This window comes from Pseudomonas sp. LAMO17WK12:I1, from assembly GCF_900177315.1.
In the GTDB taxonomy this organism is placed as follows: domain Bacteria; phylum Pseudomonadota; class Gammaproteobacteria; order Pseudomonadales; family Pseudomonadaceae; genus Aquipseudomonas; species Aquipseudomonas marginalis.
Window position 1 is genome coordinate 40296 of the sequence record NZ_FWZV01000019.1, and the last position, 16091, is coordinate 56386.

Sequence of the window (16091 nt, forward strand, 5' to 3'; positions counted from 1 at the left end):
AGCTTGCCCCCTCCCACACTAGACCTGCTTTGCCTGAAGGATCGGATTCACCGGCTGAGCCACCTTGGGCTTACGAAACACCAACACATTCCCCAGCATCACCAGTACCAACCCCGCCAACGCCGGCGCGGTCCACTGGTAGCCTTCGGCAAACGCCGACACATTCAGCGCCACCACCGGGAACAGCACCGTGCAATACGCCGCACGCTCCGGCCCCATGCGCCCGACCAACGTCAGGTAAGCGGTAAAACCGATCACCGACCCCGGAATCACCAGGTACCACAACGCACCGATGTACCGTGCGCTCCAGTCCATCTCAAACGGAATACCGCGCACCACGCAGTAGGTCGCCAGCATCAACGAACCATACAACATGCCCCAGGCATTCGTGGTCAGCGGCCTCAGACCGGCCTTCTGCTGCAGGCTCGAGAGCATATTGCCCGCCGAGAAACACATCGTCCCCAGCAACGCCAACCCCAACCCCAGCAAGGTCTGCGGGCTGGCGGTATGCCCCACCAGTTCCGGCCAGAACAGCAGGCCCAAGCCGGCCAAGCCCAGGCTACCGCCCATCAACACATTGCGTGCCACCCGCTGGCCGAAAAACACCCGGGCGTTCAGCGCATTCCACAGCGTGGCCGTGGAAAACACCACCGCCACCAGGCCGCTGGGGATCCATTGGCTGGCCGTGAGAAAGCACATGAAGTTGACACAAAACAGGCACAACCCCTGGGCCAGGCAGATGAGGTGCCCGCGCCGGTTCATCACCTGCAACTTGCGACTGACCAGCAGCAACGCAAACAACACCAGGGCCGCCAGGCCGAAGCGGTAGACGATGGACACGGGAATCGCCACCACGCCAAGCTGCCATTTGAGGGCGATCCAGGTGGTGCCCCAGATCAGCACGGTAAGTAGATACAGGGAAAGGTTCATAGCGGGCTCCATCGATTGAGCCACAGTGTCGCCTTCAACCCGGGCAAGGCTCTTGCACAATCTTGCGCTTTTGTCGGGCGATGGGATCACAGCGCCAGCCTCGCGGAGTAGGATGCAAGGCGTCGGAGAACACACACCATGCCAGACCTGGAATCCCTGCAAGTCTTCCAAGCCCTTAACCGCTCGCCCAACGCACGCCTGGAAGCCTGCGCCGAGCTCGGTGACGGCTTGTCCGCGGCCTTGTGGAGCAACCATCACGATTCCCAGGACTACCAGGCGCCCAGCCATCACACCTTGTCCTGCTATGTCGGTGGCGGCACCGGCACGTTTCGGCGCGACCGGCCGGGCACCAAGGGCGGCCCCGACAAGCTGTGCATACTGCCTGCCGAGCACCAATCGGCCTGGGTGATCAACGGTGAAATCCGCCTGGCCCACGTGTATTTCAGCCCGGAACAATTTGCCCTGGGCTGCGTTACCCTGCTTGATCGCGAACCGCGCGCGCTGGAACTGCGGGAAAGTACCTTCCTGGAAGACCAGCGCCTGGCCCGACGCTTCCACCAGTTGATCGCCCTCAACTGGGACGAACCCGCCGAACGCCTGCTCACCAGCAGCCTCGCCCATGAAATGCTCAGCCACACCCTGCTCAGCCAGGTGGGCGCCCGCGAAGGCCTGCGGTTGAAAGGCGGGCTGGCCGCCTACCAACGACGGTTGCTGGTGGACTACATCGACCAGCACCTGGAAGACCCCATCAGCCTTGGGCAACTGGCTGGGTTGTGCGCGTTGTCGGAGTACCATTTCGCCCGGATGTTTCGCCAGAGTTTCGGCCTGCCGCCCCATCAGTACCTGCTGGCGCGCCGGCTGACCCGCGCGCAAAACCTGCTGCGTGGCGGCGCCCTGCCGTTGGGCGAGATTGCCCTGCTGTGTGGTTTCTCCAGCGCCAGCCACTTTACCCATCGCTTCCGCCAGGCCATGGGCGCCACGCCCGGCGAATACCGTCAGGCGTTCATCTAAACCATCAGGCCCAAGGTCTTGGCCTTGGCCACCGCCTGGGTGCGCCGCTCCACGCCGAGCTTGCTGTGAATGCGCCGTGCGTGGGTCTTGACGGTGTGCAGGGAGATAAACAGGCGGTCGGCAATCTCCAGGTTGGAACTGCCGAGGGCGATCAGTTGCAGCACTTCCAGTTCGCGCTGGCTCAAGGGGTTTTCCACCGTGCCCGGGGTTGATGCCTGAGGCTCCAGGCCCAGCTCACTCAGCAGTCCCGGCGCGCGCAGACGCAATTCGCGAATCGCTTGCTGCACCTGGCAACGCGCCGCCAGCTCCAGGCCGGCTTGCAGCGAGCGGCGCGCCAAGGCCGGATCACCCAACTGCCAGGCGACTTCGCCCAGCACCAGGTGCAGTTCGATTTCCAGGCACAGCATGCCGCGCTGATGGGTGGCTTGCAGCAACGCGTGGAGCCGTTCCAGCGGTTGCTCGGCGCAGCCCAGCTTCACCTCCGCCAGCACCAACAGGTATTCAAGACGCGGGATCAGTTCCAGGGTGGCCGGCGGTGCTTGTTTGGCCTGGGGCCCACGGAAGTGACGCAGCACGCGGCGCACCGCTTCCACGGTCAATTCGGCGCGCCCCTGCTGCAACCAGAAGTGCCCGCTGACCAACAGCAGCACCGCGCGGTACACCGTGTCCGGCACCTGGCGTTGCTGCATCAGCCGCTCAGCCTCACGCAACTGGACAAAAGCCTGGGCGTAATCGCCACGGTTGGCAGCCAACAGCGCCAGGCCGAGAAAGCCGTAGAGCACGCGCTTGTCCTGGCTGTGCAGGCACATCTTCAAGCCCGTGTCGAAACACTCGGCGGCCAGGCTGTCCTGGCCCTGGCGCAAGGCCAGGTGCCCGCGTCGCAAGGCGATACGCCCCACCAAGGGGCCGGCCTTGAGCCGCTGTTCAAGCAACATGACCTGTACATTTTCCAGCAGGCTCTGGGCCCGGTACGGTGCCCCGCGCTGTTCCAGCAGTTGAGCGTGATCCAGTTCAAGCAGCGCCTCCAGCAGCAACGAACCCTGGGCGCGCGCCAGGCACAGCGCTTCGCGGTTCAGGCGTTGGGCCACGTCCAGTTCGCCGCGCAACAAGGCCTGCTGGGTCAGGCCCGACAGGCACATCAGCCGCGAGGTCCACGCGCTGTCGGGCAAGGCTTGCAGCGCCTCCAGAAAATGCAGGCGCGAGCCCTCGGCATCGCCGCTCAGATGCAGCAGCCAGCCCCATTGCGCCTGCCAGCGCGCCAACAAATACCGCTGCTGCGCCGCCGTCGGTTGCGGGGCAAACCGGGCCAGTTGATCGATGCACACCGCCGCCTGTTCGAAGCGCCCGGCAAACAGCAACGCCGCCGTCACCAGCCCCACCAGTTGTGCCGAGCCGAGCATCAATTCATCGCCATGCTGCTCATGCAGGTGCAACAGCAAGACGGCGTTCTGCTGGCGGAACAGGTCCTCGAAACTGAAATGCTGCAACAGGCTCACCGCCATTTCATATTCTTCGGCCAGCAGCGCCTGTTCGAAGGCGGCCTGCCAGTCCTGCTCGGCGCAGAACCATTGGCAGGCGCGGCGATGCCAGGAGCGTTTGGCCGGCCAGGGTTCGTTTTGCATCAGCTGCGCCAGGGGCGGAAAAACCTGCAGCCAGTCGGTGTCTTCCCACGGCTGGATAAAGGCGCCGAGCACCTGCAGATCCCTCAGGTACTGGTCACCGTCCCCCGCGCCGAACAAGTGCTCGCACAGGCCGGCGTTGAAGCGCGGCAGATGGGCCAGCACGCGCCAGGCCTCCGCCAGCTCCGGCGGCAATGTGCTGAACAGTTCGTGTTGCAGGTAGTCGAGCAAGGTCTTGTCGGGGTGCCCATCCCCCAGCAGGGCGATGCGCACGCCCGCGCACCAACCGGCGCTGAACTGCTGCACGCTGTCGACCGAATGCCCGGGGGCATGGCTGAGCAGCTGCTGGATTTCCCCAGGGCTGAAGGCCAGTTCGGCGCCACATTCGAGCAACTCATCGTCGAGCAGCAGGCGCGGCCAGTTGCACGCCGGTCGCCGTCGTGCGCCCAACCACCAGCTCAGGGCCGGGCTGCTGGCGGTGAGCAGGCGGTCGAGCAAGGCGTCGGTGTCGGGCGTGGGCAAGCGGCAAAAATCATCGAGGAACAGCCACGCCGAGGCCTGCCAGCGGCTGAGGTCGAGCAGCAAGGTGGTTTCATCGGTAAACGTCAGGCCCAGGTTTTGCGCCAGCCGCAGGCACAGGTCGAGGGGGCTGAGCACCGCGCCATTGAGGGGCAACCAGTACACCTGGCAACCCGCAGGCGCCTGCAACGCACATTCGGCGAGCAGCGCGCTCTTGCCACTGCCGCCGGGGGCGCAGAGTAATTTGACCCTGGCCTGGTCCGTCAGCAACGGCTCGGCCAGGCGTGGGCGCAGCAAATGGTGAGCGGACAGCCGGGGCATGAATCCAGGACGGTCCAGGCAGCGTGTCATGGCAGTCATTGCTGCATCCTGCTTTTTTATTGTTATGCAACCTGGTGCTTACCCTAGTCCTGTGGCGGGTGGTTGTTGAAGAAGTATTCAGCAGGGTGATTGAGGGCCATGCACAGAACCCCATGTGTACAAAACCCACTGTGGGAGGGGGCTTGCCCCCGATGAGGGACTGTCAGTCACTGGATTGGTTGACTGATACACCGCCATCGGGGGCAAGCCCCCTCCCACATTTGATTGCATTTCATATTGGGATCAGCGCACGCCTTCAGCCCTCAACGCCGCCGGGGTGTAGTCCGCTGCCTTGGCCGCAAAGCCGAACACGAAGCTGCTCTTCTCCTCGTTCTTCATGCCCAGTGCGATGTAGCGCCCGGCAATGATGTCGTACAGGGTCTCGACGGTGTAGGCCGGCACCTGGTGGTCGTAGTAGAACTGCGCATGGCCTTCGGCGACGCGCCACAGTTGGCCACGACCGTCGTAGTGATCCACCAGCGCGACTTGCCAGCTGTCTTCGTCGATGTACATGTGGCGCTTGGCGTAGATGTGCCGCTCGCTCGGCTTGACCGTGCCGACCACTTCCCACACGCGGTGCAGTTCGTAACGGGTCAGGTCCTGGTTGATATGACCGGCCTTGATGATGTCGTCGTACTTGAGCGACGGCGAATCGAGCTTGTAGCTGTTGTAGGGGATGTACATCTCTTTCTTGCCCACCAGCTTCCAGTCATAGCGGTCGGGGGCGCCGGAGAACATGTCGAAGTTGTCGGTGGTGCGCAGGCCGTCGGACGCGGTGCCCGGGCCGTCATAGGACACTTGCGGCGCGCGGCGCACGCGGCGCTGGCCGGCGTTGTAGATCCAGGCCAGGCGCGGCTCCTTCACCTGGTCGAGGGTCTCGTGCACCAGCAGCACGTTGCCCGCCAGGCGCGCCGGGGCGGTCACCGATTGCTTGAAATAGCTCAGCACGTTGGCCGCCTTGGCCTGGTCGATATCGGGAATCGCCTGGGGCACCGCCACTTCCTCCTCGAAGCGGATCGGCGTGTAGCTGCCATTGGTCTGCGGGGTGGCCTGGGTGATGATGCGGCGCAGGTTGCCACCGTGGTAGCGGGTGATGTGGTTCCACAGCACTTCCACGCCATTCTTGGGAATCGGGAACGCGTAGTACCGGTTACCGGTGAAGTTTTCCAGGCCGTTGCCGTCGTTGATCGTCTTGACGTTCAGCGCGCTGCGCTTGATCGACTCGTAGATGTCCGGTGGCAGGTTGACCGTACGGTGGCTCGGGTACACCGGGATCTTGTAGGTCTCGGGGTAGCGCTTGAACATCGCCACCTGGCCGTCGGAGAGTTTGTCCTTGTACTTGTCCACCGTGGCGGCGGTGATCACGAACAGCGGTTTTTCATTGGCGAACGGGTCGGCGAGGAAGCCCTTGCTGTCCACCGCACCGGCGTTTTTCGGGATACCGCCGGTCCACGCCGGGATCGAGCCATCGGCGTTGCCGGCTTTTTCGGCGCCGACCGGTGTCAGGGTGGTGCCCAGCTTGGCCGCCTCTTCCGGCGACACCGCCGCCATCACGTGGGAGGCCAACAGGCTGAGGGCCAATACTGCAATTGTCTTACGCATGGATTCTTGTCCTTCTTTAAGCCAAATCAGAAGTTCACGCCGAAGCTGAGGGCGAGGAAGTCGCGGTCGGTCAGGGTGTTGTAGTCGCCGCCAAAGAAGTCGGTGTAGCTGAGGCTGGCGGTGTAGGTGCTGCGATAGTCCGCATCCACGCCGACGCTGATGGCCTTGGCGCCTTTATTGAAGATCCCGTTGGGCCCGTAGCCGGCCACGTCATGGGACCAGGACAGGTTGGGCTTGAGGTTCACCCCGGCAATCGCATTGTTGTAGTCGAGGATCGCCCGCGCGCGGTAGCCCCAGGAGGTGGAGGTGACGAAACCGTCGGTGTCACCCTGGAAACCATAGGCGCCGTACACCGAGTCGCGGCCGTAACGCAGCTTGGATTTATCCTCCAGGCCGGCCACATGCACCACGGCCGCTTCGCCCACCAGGGTCAAGCGTTCAGCGCCCAGCACCTGGTCGAAGAACTGAGTCATGGTGCTTTGGATCTGGGTGATTTCCTTGCGGCGGTAGCCCTTGTTGTCGGCACCGAAGGAGGAACGGATCGGCGATGCCGCATTGCCGGCAATCGGGTTGATCAGGGCCAGGGTCAAGTCAGTGGTGTTGAGCTGCACCGGTGCATTCGGGCGGTAGCTGATCTCGCCGGTCCACGCCGTGCCGGTGGGCAAGGTGGTGGAGAAACTGGCGCCGAACAGGCGGATGTCTTCCGGATAGTCGAGGTAGTACTGGCCACGGCCGAGCATGGTGCTCTGGGCCAGGGCCGAACCGAAGCCCGCCGGAGCGGCCGCCGCGATACCACCGATGGTCGCCAGATTGGTGTTGGCGGTAATCGTGCCCACAGTCGGGGTGCGGCTGTGGTAGTTCATGAAGTACAGGCCGTACTCCGTGTCATCGCCCAGCCAGCGCAAGGCTGCACCGAATTGGCCGGAGTCCCGTGCATCGCGGTCACCGGCACGCTGCACCACCACGCCTTCGCGGGTCACCACAAAGCCTTGGCCGCGAGCCGCTGCGATCGGTTGGAGCGGTGCAATCGCCGGACTACCCACCGTGTAGTTGCCGGTGCAGCCATCCGCCGCCACGTCATTGCCAAAGAAGGTGCCGCAGTTATCCAGCACCGTCTGGTCCCACTCCAGCTGGTAGAAGCCTTCCACGGTCAGTTGGTTGGTCAGGCTCTGGGACGCAAACAACATGTTGACCGGGATCAGCCCTTCCTTGATCTCGGCACCGGGCCGACGGAACGCCGACACGTCAATCGGGTTGATGCTGTTGATGGAGTTGCCGATGAAGGTACTTTCGCCCCAACTGACCACCTGCTTGCCGGCACGCACGGTGCCCGGCAGGTCGCCCAGGGAGTAGTTGTGGTAGACGAACGCATCGAGGATCTGCGCACCGCTGGACTTGGCGCCTTCCTTGCGGTTGTGGTCGCTGATCTGCTTGAACTCGCGGTCTTCGTCCTTGAGTTCGAAGTCGTACCAGTACTTGCCGCGCACGAACACACCGGTGTCGCCGTACTTCAGCTCCAGGTCATGCAGGCCTTTGAAGATCTTGGAGAAGGTCTCACCCTTCTTGAAGTTGAGACGCCCGTCATCCCCCGTGGAAGCCTGGCCCGTGCCACCATTGACGGTGCCCACGAGCTTTTTATCGGCATCGCGCATGCCCCAGCTCGAGCCGACCGACAGCGAGGAGTCGAATTGCCCTTCGATCTCGCCGATGTTGAAGGAAACAGCCTGTGCCTGGGCACAGCAACCCAACGCAACCGCAGCGGCCAGCGCCTGTGGCGTGAAGATGGCGCGCATTGTTGTTTTTGTCATGCGTCTTCCCCGGTGAGTGACAGAAGGCCTCACCCTACTGCCGCGCATCAGGAGCGATAAGCGCACCAAGGAGGGATTCGCTCTATCGCTCGAAAGGATGACAAGCCGCTCTGGCCGGGGTGCGGGCAGCCCCATGGATTGGGTGGATGGCGGGCTATCAGGGGAATGGATGGCTTGCCCTGAAACTGTTGCGCTTTCAGTAACAGTCCTTGTCATGAATCGGGATTACTCATTTTGTAACAACCGACTATTCTTGCCTGGCTTTCAGGGCAAACAGCCCGCTTCCCCCTCGGGAAGAACAGCCAGACTTGAATGGATTGATGCCTTTTTTCAATCTGTTACCTGTGTTCACTGACGTTGATTTGTCGCTCCTTGATCCAACGTCTGACTTCAGCCGCTGCGTTTGCAGCGGCTTTTTTTTGCCTGAAATAAAACGGGGCGCCATCAGCGCCCCGTGGGATTCAAGCTTTTTCAAGCAACGATCACAGGCTGTACTTCTGCAAGTTCGCCATCATCTCCTTCAGCGCTTCGATGTTGTCGGTGGGGTGGGCTGCGCCTTCAAAGTCGCAGATCTGCGCCCAATGCGCCGCCACGTCATCGGGGGAGAACCCGGCTTCAGGGTCGAAGCCTACGCCCAGGCTGCGTTCCCAGCGGGTCTTGCCGATCCAGCCGCCACCCACCTCGAACAGCCCGGACGTTTCCTGGCACGCTTCGCTGCCCAGGTACACCACCAGCGGGCTGACCAGTTCCGGCTTGAGGCGCTCGAACACTTGCGGCGGGATCAGGCCTTCGGTCATGCGCGTACCGCCGGTAGGGGCGATCGCATTGACCAGGATGTTGTTCTTGCGCCCTTCCAGGGCCAGGGTGCGGGTCAGGCCGTACAGCCCGAGCTTGGCCATGCCGTAGTTGGACTGGCCGAAATTGCCGTAGATGCCCGAGGTGGACGCGGTGAAGATCACCCGGCCGTAGCCTTGCTCACGCAGGTGGGGCCAGGCGGCGCGGGTGACTTTGTAGGCGCCTTCGACATGCACGCGGTAAACCAGGTCCCAGTCGGCGTCGTCCATTTTGTGGAAGGTTTTATCACGCAGGATGCCGGCGTTGTTGACCACTACGTCGACGCGACCGAAAACGTCGAGGGCGTTCTGGACGATTTTGTCACCGTCGGTGACAGAGTCATGGTTGGCCTCGGCGACACCGCCCGCAGCACGAATCTCGGCGACCACCCGATCGGCGGCGGAGGCATTGGCGCCCTCGCCCTGGGTAGAACCGCCGAGGTCGTTGACCAGGACCTTGGCCCCGTGCCTGGCGAACAGCAGCGCATGGGCCCGGCCCAATCCGCCGCCGGCACCGGTGACGATCACGACCTTATCCTGGAACTGCACTGACTCACTCATACCAAACTCCGCTGGCGACAATGGGAATGGTTCGAGTGTCCGGCAACGCGCCTGCGGTCACAATAAATACGGCGGAGGCTGAATGGTGCTCGATAAGGCTGGGGGATGATGACTCGTCTCTCTGTAGGAGCGAGCTTGCTCGCGAAAAATCCCAGAGCGCCGCGCGGTGTCAGGATTCCCACGTTATCGTTGACGATTTTCGCGAGCAAGCTCGCTCCTACAGAAAAGGATTCGGGATCAGGAATAGGCCACTTGCGAGGCCGGCTGCCCGAGCCGATCACGAAAGGCCTGGTAGTGCCTGAGCACCTGCACCGGCGCCTCGATCTGCGGGTAGTGGCCGATATTGGCCAGCAACACCGTGTCGGCGTCGGGCACCAGTTGCTGGTAACGCTCGACCATATGCGCGCCGGAGATCGGGTCCACTTCGCCGTCGATCACCCGCAACGGCACTTCGCCGCGCTGCATCGCGCCGACCCAGCGATCACGCAGGCGACGGCGCTGGGGGACGTAGGCGATCAGTTTGTGCAGGATGCGCGTGCCGCCGTTGGCATTGATCAGGCTCCAGAAATCATCCAGGGCACTTTCACTGGGGCGGGTGTCGGGGCCGAATATCTGGCCGAAGCTGTCAGACAGGGCACTTCGCCCGAAGGCGCGGCCGATCATCCAGCCCAGGGGGCTGAGCAAGAGTTTTTGCACCAGCGCCAGGCGATGGGTTTCGGGGAACAACCCGCCATTGAGGAACACACAGCTGGCCATCTCAAACCGGCCTTCGTAGTGCCGGGCCAGGAGTTCCTGGGCGACGCTATCACCGTAGTCGTGGGCCAACACATGCACCGGCTGTTCCACTCGCAAGTGTTCGAGCAGGGCCTGTTGCAAGTCCGCCTGCTCCAGCAGGCAATAATCGTGGTCCAGCGGCTTGGCCGAGTCACCGAAGCCGAGCATGTCGCAGGCGATCACCAGGTGCCGCTGGGCCAGGGGTTGCCATAGGTAATGCCAGTCCCAACTGGCCGTGGGGAAGCCATGGATCAGCAGCAGCGGTTCGCCCTGCCCGGCCACCCAATAGCGAAGGGTACGGCCGCGAAAGACGAAATCCTGGCCACGCTTGCGCCAGACTCTGAGCGGGATTTCGGCGAGTGGCATCAGCGGTTATACCCTGGGTCTTGCAGGTCCAATTTGCGCAGCAAGGCCGGCCAGGCCAACGCGCCGCCCATGCCTTGGGCGCTCTTTGTGACAGCCGCCACCATCGCCTTGGCACCGGCAAGAATCTGCGGCCCGATGGCGATCAATTCGGCGCCGCCGCTCTGCGCCAGCACCTGAATATCGCAGGCGCGCTGGAAGGTGAACATCATCAGAAAGGTGTCGGCAATGGTACTGCCGCAGGTCAGCAGGCCATGGTTGTGCAGCATCAGGAAATTGCTATCCCCGAGGTCGGCCTGCAGGCGGGCTTTTTCTTCGTGGTTCAAGGCCACGCCTTCGTAGGCGTGGTAGGCCAGGCTCGACAGCACGAAGAGCGATTGCTGGCTGATGGGCAACACGCCCTGCTTCTGCGCAGCGACGGCCACACCCGCGGCCGTGTGGGTGTGCAGCACGCACGTCACATCATGGCGAACTTCATGGATGGCACTGTGGATGGTGTAGCCCGCCGGATTGATGTCGTAGGGGCTGTCCATCAGTTTGTTGCCGGCCAGGTCGACCTTGACCAGGCTCGACGCGGTGATCTCGTGGAACATCAGCCCGTAGGGGTTGATCAGGAAATCATCGGTGCCCGGCACCTTGGCCGAGATATGGGTAAAGATCAGGTCATCCCAGCCATGCAGCGCCACCAGGCGATAGCAGGCCGCCAGGTCGACGCGGGTCTGCCATTCGGCAGCGCTGACCTGGTCTTTGACATTCTGCGGCGATAGAACGGGGGCTAGGCTCACGGCGATGACCTCCTTGGCGCACTGTCTTATTGTTGTTTTTTTGTGTGATGGGCCAGTCTAGTCAGACCTCATGGCCGCCGGAGTTGCCTTGGCAGCCAGCTTGATGACCGAGCGGGTCAGTTCAGAGAATAGTTGAAGTTTGTTTAAAGCGCGTCAGAGAAGCGCCGCCAGAAAAGGCACGGCAAACAGGTTGAGCAACCCCGTCAACACCATCACCAGGCCGGCGACCGAGCCCTCTTCGCCACCCACTTCATGGGCGCGGCTGACACCCGCACCGTGGGCGCCCACGCCAAACAATGCGCCACGTGCCAGGGGTGTCCGCAGCGGCAGCCATTTGAGCAAGACACCACCGAGCATGGCGCCGAACACACCGGTGAACATCACGAACACCGCCGTCAGCTCCGGCACGCCACCCAGGTCGGAAGACACCGGCATGGCGAACGGTGTGGTGATCGAGCGCGGCACCAGCGACATCGTCACGGCGCTGTCCAACGCCAGGGCTTTTGCCAGGCCGAACGAGGTCGCGATCGACGCCACGCTGCCCGCCATCATGCCCAGCAACAACGCTGGCCAGTGCCGCGCCAGCAAGCGGCGCTGCTGCCAGATCGGCACGGCAAACGCCACAGTCACCGGGCCCAGCACCAGCATCAGCCAGTGGGTGTCGGTGGCGTATTCGGCATAGGCGGTGTGCATCGGCAAGGCCACCGCCAGCAACAGTGCCGGCACCAGGATCAGCGGCGACAGCAGGTAGCGCCCGGTACGTCGGTAGAGCCAGCGGCTGAATACGTAGGCGCCCAGGGTCAAGGCGAGCCAGAACACCGGCATCAGCTCAAGCTTCATGGCGTAACCTCCAGCGGCACACCGCTTCTACCGTAAACGCCGTGACCAGCATCACCGCCAGCGTGCTCAAGCCGATCACCAACAGGATGCGCCAGCCATCGTTGCGCAGCAGGCCACCGTAATCGAGCAGGCTCATCAGGGCCGGGATGAAGAACAGCAGCATCTCGGCCATCAACACCCCGGCGCCCAATTGCAGTGCCGCCGGTTTGACCAGGCCGCTGGCGAACGTTGCCAGCAACAGGCCCAGGCCCACCACGCCACCGGGAATGGGCCAAGCTAGCCAGCTCGCCAACTGGGTGCCCAGCAGATAAATCGCGAGCAGCACGACCAGTTCAGTCAGCAAACGGCCAAGGTGTTTGAAGGGAAAACGTTTCATGGGCTTTGGGTCCTCGCAGGCCCCCATTTTAGAGTGCGGCCTTCCATCCCCACAGCGAATTGTTAGACTGCCAGCCATTCCAAACTGGAATCAGGCCGATGGAATTCAAACAGCTGCGCAGCTTTGTCGAAGTGATCCACCGAGGGGGCTTTACCCAGGCGGGGAAAACCCTGCATATCAGCCAGTCCGCCGTCAGCAAACAGGTGGCGCAACTGGAGCAAAGCCTTGGCACACCGCTGCTCGACCGCATCGGCTCGCAGACCCGCCTGACCGCCGCCGGCCAGGTCGTACTGCAACGCGCCGAAGCCATGTTGCGCCTGCAAGCCGAACTGCTGAGCGAGCTGGACGATATGCAGCAGCTCACCCGCGGCGAGTTGCGCCTGGGCCTGCCGCTGCTGGCGGGTGACACGCTGTTCGCCGGGTTGTTTGCCGAGTACCGCCGGCGCTACCCGAACGTCACCATCCAACTGCTGGAAGGCGGTAGCCGCAATATCGAACAGGCCATCCTGAGCGGTGAGCTGGAAGTGGGCGGCAGCTTGAAACCCAATGACCCGGCGTTTGCCTGGCAAGCCTTTTGCGATGAACCCCTGGACGCACTGCTGCCGATTGACCATCCCCTGGCGGACAACGCCCAGGTGCGCCTCGAGGAATTGGCGGACACACCGTTCCTGATGTACCAGCGCAGCTTTGTGCTTAACGACCGCCTGATGCAGGCGTGTCAGCAGTTGGGTTTTACCCCGAAGGAAATCGGCCGCAGCGGCCAAGCGGATTTCCTCGCCGCCTTGGTGGCCGCCGGCCAAGGCGTGGTGCTGCTGCCCAGCGTGGTCGCCCGTGGGCTGGTGCGACCTGGGGTGGTGCGCCTGACGTTGAAGGCGCCCGACTACCTGCGCTGGGACATTGCCTTTATCTGGCGTGAGGGCGCCTACCTGTCGAAAGCCGCCCAGGCCTGGCTGGCGTTGTTACGCGAGTTTCCGGTCAAGCGCGCAGTGCAGTGACCAGCTCGGCCAGCCATGGCTCGGCGTCGGCTTCCGGGGTGACGCTTTCGCTGGCGTCCAGGCGCAGCATCGGCAGCACTTCACGCACACCCAACTCGCCGAACAGCTCGCGCATTTGCTCGCCACCGCCACAGAAGGTATCGCCGTAGCTGGCATCGCCCAGGCCGATCACTGCGCCGGGCAGGCCGCGCCAAGCGGCGGGCAGTTGGTCGCGAATGGTTGAATACAGGGGTTGCAGGTTGTCGGGCAATTCGCCCATGCCGGTGGTGGAGGTCACCGCCAGAAAGGCTTGCGGACTGAAGGCTAGTACATCCGCCAAGGTCGCACGGGGATTGTGCCAGGCCTCAAAGCCGGCCTTGTTGAGGAGGTCGGCGGCGTGGCGCGCGACTTCTTCAGCCGTGCCGTACACCGAGCCGGAAAGGATGGCGACTTTCATCAATCTGATCCTGTAGTTGAGCGAAAGCCTGGGATATTAGCAGCTGGCGCAAATATTTCGGCGCCCGCCGTGCAAGATTCAAGGCATGTCTTAAACTGCCCACTCCAACCACAAGCCATGGACCGCTCAATGATTAACGCCAAGCTGATGCAAATGGTGATCAACGCTTCCAACGACGGCATCGTCGTCGCTGAAAGAGAAGGCAAGGACAAGCCGCTGATCTACGTGAACCCTGCATTCGAACGGCTGACCGGCTACACCCTCGACGAAATCCTCTATCAGGATTGCCGCTTCCTGCAATCCGGCGACCGTGACCAGCCGGCCCTGATGGCCATCCGTGAAGCGCTGGAGAACGGCGGTGCCTGCCGGGAAACCCTGCGCAATTACCGCAAGGACGGCAGCCATTTCTGGAACGAACTGTCCCTTTCAACGGTTTACAACGCCGCGGACAAGCAGACGTATTTCGTCGGTGTACAAAAGGACGTCACGCTCCAGGTCAAGGCCCAGCAGCGTGTCGCGCAGCTGGAAAGTGAACTGGCCGAGGTCAAGGCCGAGCTGGCGGCGCTCAAAGCGACAAGCGGATTAAACAAAATTTAGAAACTGCGGCCGTAACAGCGGATAATGGCACTTTAATACCCCTCCATTGAGCAAGCACGATGCAACGCAATGCGCTTCTGACCCAGGATGAGCTGGATTTCATTCAGAGCATGCAGCACAACCCGCAACTCAACCTGCGGGATGCTTCGTCGAGCCTGACCGTCAACGGCGGTGCACAGATTCGCGACTTGCTCACCCGCCTGGCCGCCCATGACCACCTCACCATCCAGGCGCAGTTCGACAACCAGCAACTGACCTTCCCCCTGCATCTGGTAGAGGATGAGTTCAATGCGGTGCATCTGCGTTTGGGCGTGCCGAGTATTTTCGAAGACGGGCCGATGATACGCCCGTGGCGCCTGGCGCTTGAAACGCCGGTGGCGCTGGAGAACATCCGCGGTGCTGCTGGAGCCCTGCGGGTGCATGAAGTGTCATTCAAGGGTGTGCTGGTGGAGATTCGCAGCCGGATCAAGCCGCCAAAAACCTTTTCCCTGTGGTTCAGCCCGTCGGGCTACGAACGCATCGCGCTGCGCGGCTCGTTCGAGCGGGAAACGGCGCGAGGTTTGTTTGCCTACCGCTTGAGCCAAAGCGACGTGGATGAAACCGAGCGCCTGCGTCAGTTCATCCTGCACCAGCACCGCCTGGTCCACCCGCACATGCATGCCTGAAATCAGGTATCCAGCGCGCCGCTGAGAAACTGTTGCAAGCGCCGCCGCATCAAGCGACCTTCATTGCCCAGGCAGCCGATGGACGTGCCGGCCAGGCCGTCCTCGGCAAGATCCGACGCCGCACCTGCAAGCAGCAGCGGGCAATCCAGGGTCAACGCCAAGCGGTTCAAACGCCCGGCAAGATCATGGTTATGCGAGTAATTGGAGAAGAGGATCAGCGCCTGTGGGTGAGTCTTCTCGCAGACCAGCGTCAACTCGTCAAACGGCTGTCCCATGCCCAGCACCTTCACGGCCAGGTCATCCCGGCTCATCAAGAGCGCCGCCACCAGCAACTCCAACTTGCGGCACTCACCCGCCATGGCCGCCAGCAATACCCGCGGCACGGTTGAAGCACACGCCAGTTGCAGGCGCTCCAGGGCACGCACTCGCAGGAAGTTGTCGAAGAACAGCCACTCGCTGGCCTGGCCGAAACGCCCCTGATGACGCAACAGCTCATTCCACAGGGGCATCAGAATGTCCTGGAACACTACGTCGAGTGGGTAGGTCGCCAGGACCTGCCCATACACACGCTCCAGTTGACGGTCATCGAAGTCGCTGACGGCCTGCATCAGCCGCGCCTGCCACTGCGGCCATTCGCTTTCCTCGACCGCATCGCGCTGCGCACGAACGGCTTCGGCCTGCTGATCGTCGCGAGCGAGGATCTTGCCCACTTTGCTTACGGCGACGCCGCGTTCGATCCAATCGAGAATACGATGGACTGTCTGTATATCGGCCTTGGAATAGAGGCGATGCCCGCTTTCAGTGCGCGTGGGCTGTATCAGCCCATAACGGCGCTCCCAGGCACGCAGGGTGACCGGGTTGACGCCTGTCAATCTCGAGACTTCACGGATCGGAAACAGCTCATCGGAATCAGTGGAATCCAGATGCGAAACACTTTCAAGCGGAGCAGTAATCACGGGCATTTTTGACCAAAAAACCAACGTTAACTGGGCGCTCATTTAACGCCTTTACACCTGT

At 62.5% G+C, this 16091-nt stretch carries 15 protein-coding genes and 1 pseudogene; 4 read left to right on the forward strand and 12 right to left on the reverse strand.

What is annotated here, in order from left to right; translation table 11 throughout:
• Window positions 1-18: 18 nt before the first annotated feature.
• Window positions 19-930 carry a DMT family transporter gene (locus B9N88_RS28835; RefSeq protein WP_027607626.1) on the reverse strand — a complete coding sequence of 304 codons (912 nt, stop codon included), beginning with the start codon at window positions 928-930 and terminating at the stop codon, window positions 19-21.
• A 138-nt stretch (window positions 931-1068) separates the two neighbouring features.
• On the opposite strand from B9N88_RS28835, the gene B9N88_RS28840 reads away from it, so the two are divergent.
• On the forward strand, window positions 1069-1941 hold the full coding sequence (locus B9N88_RS28840) for a helix-turn-helix domain-containing protein (RefSeq protein ID WP_027607627.1): 873 nt from the start codon (window positions 1069-1071) through the stop codon (window positions 1939-1941).
• On the opposite strand, the gene B9N88_RS28845 is transcribed toward B9N88_RS28840, so the two are convergent.
• From B9N88_RS28845 to B9N88_RS28885, 9 genes and pseudogenes are all read right to left on the reverse strand, one after another.
• The gene (locus B9N88_RS28845; protein WP_027607628.1) at window positions 1938-4439 is read right to left on the reverse strand and encodes a LuxR C-terminal-related transcriptional regulator; all 2502 of its coding nucleotides are present in this window, start codon (window positions 4437-4439) and stop codon (window positions 1938-1940) included. The genes B9N88_RS28840 and B9N88_RS28845 overlap by 4 nt on opposite strands.
• A gap of 243 nt (window positions 4440-4682) precedes the next feature.
• Window positions 4683-6041, reverse strand: coding sequence for a DUF1329 domain-containing protein (locus B9N88_RS28850; RefSeq protein WP_027607629.1), 1359 nt, complete (start codon window positions 6039-6041; stop codon window positions 4683-4685).
• A gap of 26 nt (window positions 6042-6067) precedes the next feature.
• On the reverse strand, window positions 6068-7849 hold the full coding sequence (locus B9N88_RS28855) for a DUF1302 domain-containing protein (RefSeq protein WP_081744486.1): 1782 nt from the start codon (window positions 7847-7849) through the stop codon (window positions 6068-6070).
• Window positions 7850-8331: 482 nt separating this feature from the next.
• Window positions 8332-9243, reverse strand: coding sequence for an SDR family oxidoreductase (locus tag B9N88_RS28860; RefSeq protein WP_027607631.1), 912 nt, complete (start codon window positions 9241-9243; stop codon window positions 8332-8334).
• 95 nt (window positions 9244-9338) lie between these two features.
• Window positions 9339-9452: pseudogene (locus tag B9N88_RS33410) on the reverse strand (outer membrane lipoprotein carrier protein LolA); the annotation flags it as partial.
• A gap of 28 nt (window positions 9453-9480) precedes the next feature.
• Window positions 9481-10383, reverse strand: a complete 903-nt coding sequence (locus B9N88_RS28870) for an alpha/beta fold hydrolase (protein WP_027607632.1) — start codon at window positions 10381-10383, stop codon at window positions 9481-9483.
• Window positions 10383-11165: a class II aldolase/adducin family protein gene (locus B9N88_RS28875; protein ID WP_027607633.1), complete on the reverse strand. Its 783-nt coding sequence runs from the start codon at window positions 11163-11165 to the stop codon at window positions 10383-10385. The genes B9N88_RS28870 and B9N88_RS28875 overlap by 1 nt, the downstream gene beginning before the upstream one ends.
• Window positions 11166-11318: 153 nt before the next feature.
• A complete protein-coding gene (locus B9N88_RS28880) occupies window positions 11319-12005 on the reverse strand; it encodes an LrgB family protein (RefSeq protein WP_027607634.1) in 687 nt (228 codons plus the stop codon).
• Window positions 11995-12381, reverse strand: coding sequence for a CidA/LrgA family protein (locus tag B9N88_RS28885; protein ID WP_027607635.1), 387 nt, complete (start codon window positions 12379-12381; stop codon window positions 11995-11997). The genes B9N88_RS28880 and B9N88_RS28885 overlap by 11 nt, the downstream gene beginning before the upstream one ends.
• A gap of 98 nt (window positions 12382-12479) precedes the next feature.
• Between B9N88_RS28885 and B9N88_RS28890 the strand changes: the two genes are divergently transcribed.
• On the forward strand, window positions 12480-13376 hold the full coding sequence (locus B9N88_RS28890) for a LysR family transcriptional regulator (RefSeq protein WP_027607636.1): 897 nt from the start codon (window positions 12480-12482) through the stop codon (window positions 13374-13376).
• On the opposite strand, the gene B9N88_RS28895 is transcribed toward B9N88_RS28890, so the two are convergent.
• Window positions 13357-13812, reverse strand: a complete 456-nt coding sequence (locus tag B9N88_RS28895; protein WP_027607637.1) for a flavodoxin — start codon at window positions 13810-13812, stop codon at window positions 13357-13359. The two genes, B9N88_RS28890 and B9N88_RS28895, sit on opposite strands and share 20 nt — an antisense overlap.
• Before the next feature lie 129 nt (window positions 13813-13941).
• Between B9N88_RS28895 and B9N88_RS28900 the strand changes: the two genes are divergently transcribed.
• On the forward strand, window positions 13942-14409 hold the full coding sequence (locus B9N88_RS28900) for a PAS domain-containing protein (RefSeq protein WP_027607638.1): 468 nt from the start codon (window positions 13942-13944) through the stop codon (window positions 14407-14409).
• Window positions 14410-14468: 59 nt separating this feature from the next.
• The gene (locus tag B9N88_RS28905; protein ID WP_027607639.1) at window positions 14469-15074 is read left to right on the forward strand and encodes a hypothetical protein; all 606 of its coding nucleotides are present in this window, start codon (window positions 14469-14471) and stop codon (window positions 15072-15074) included.
• A gap of 2 nt (window positions 15075-15076) precedes the next feature.
• Here B9N88_RS28905 and B9N88_RS28910 read toward each other — a convergent pair whose 3' ends face one another.
• Window positions 15077-16036, reverse strand: coding sequence for a MerR family transcriptional regulator (locus B9N88_RS28910; RefSeq protein WP_043293776.1), 960 nt, complete (start codon window positions 16034-16036; stop codon window positions 15077-15079).
• Between the last annotated feature and the right edge of the window lie 55 nt (window positions 16037-16091).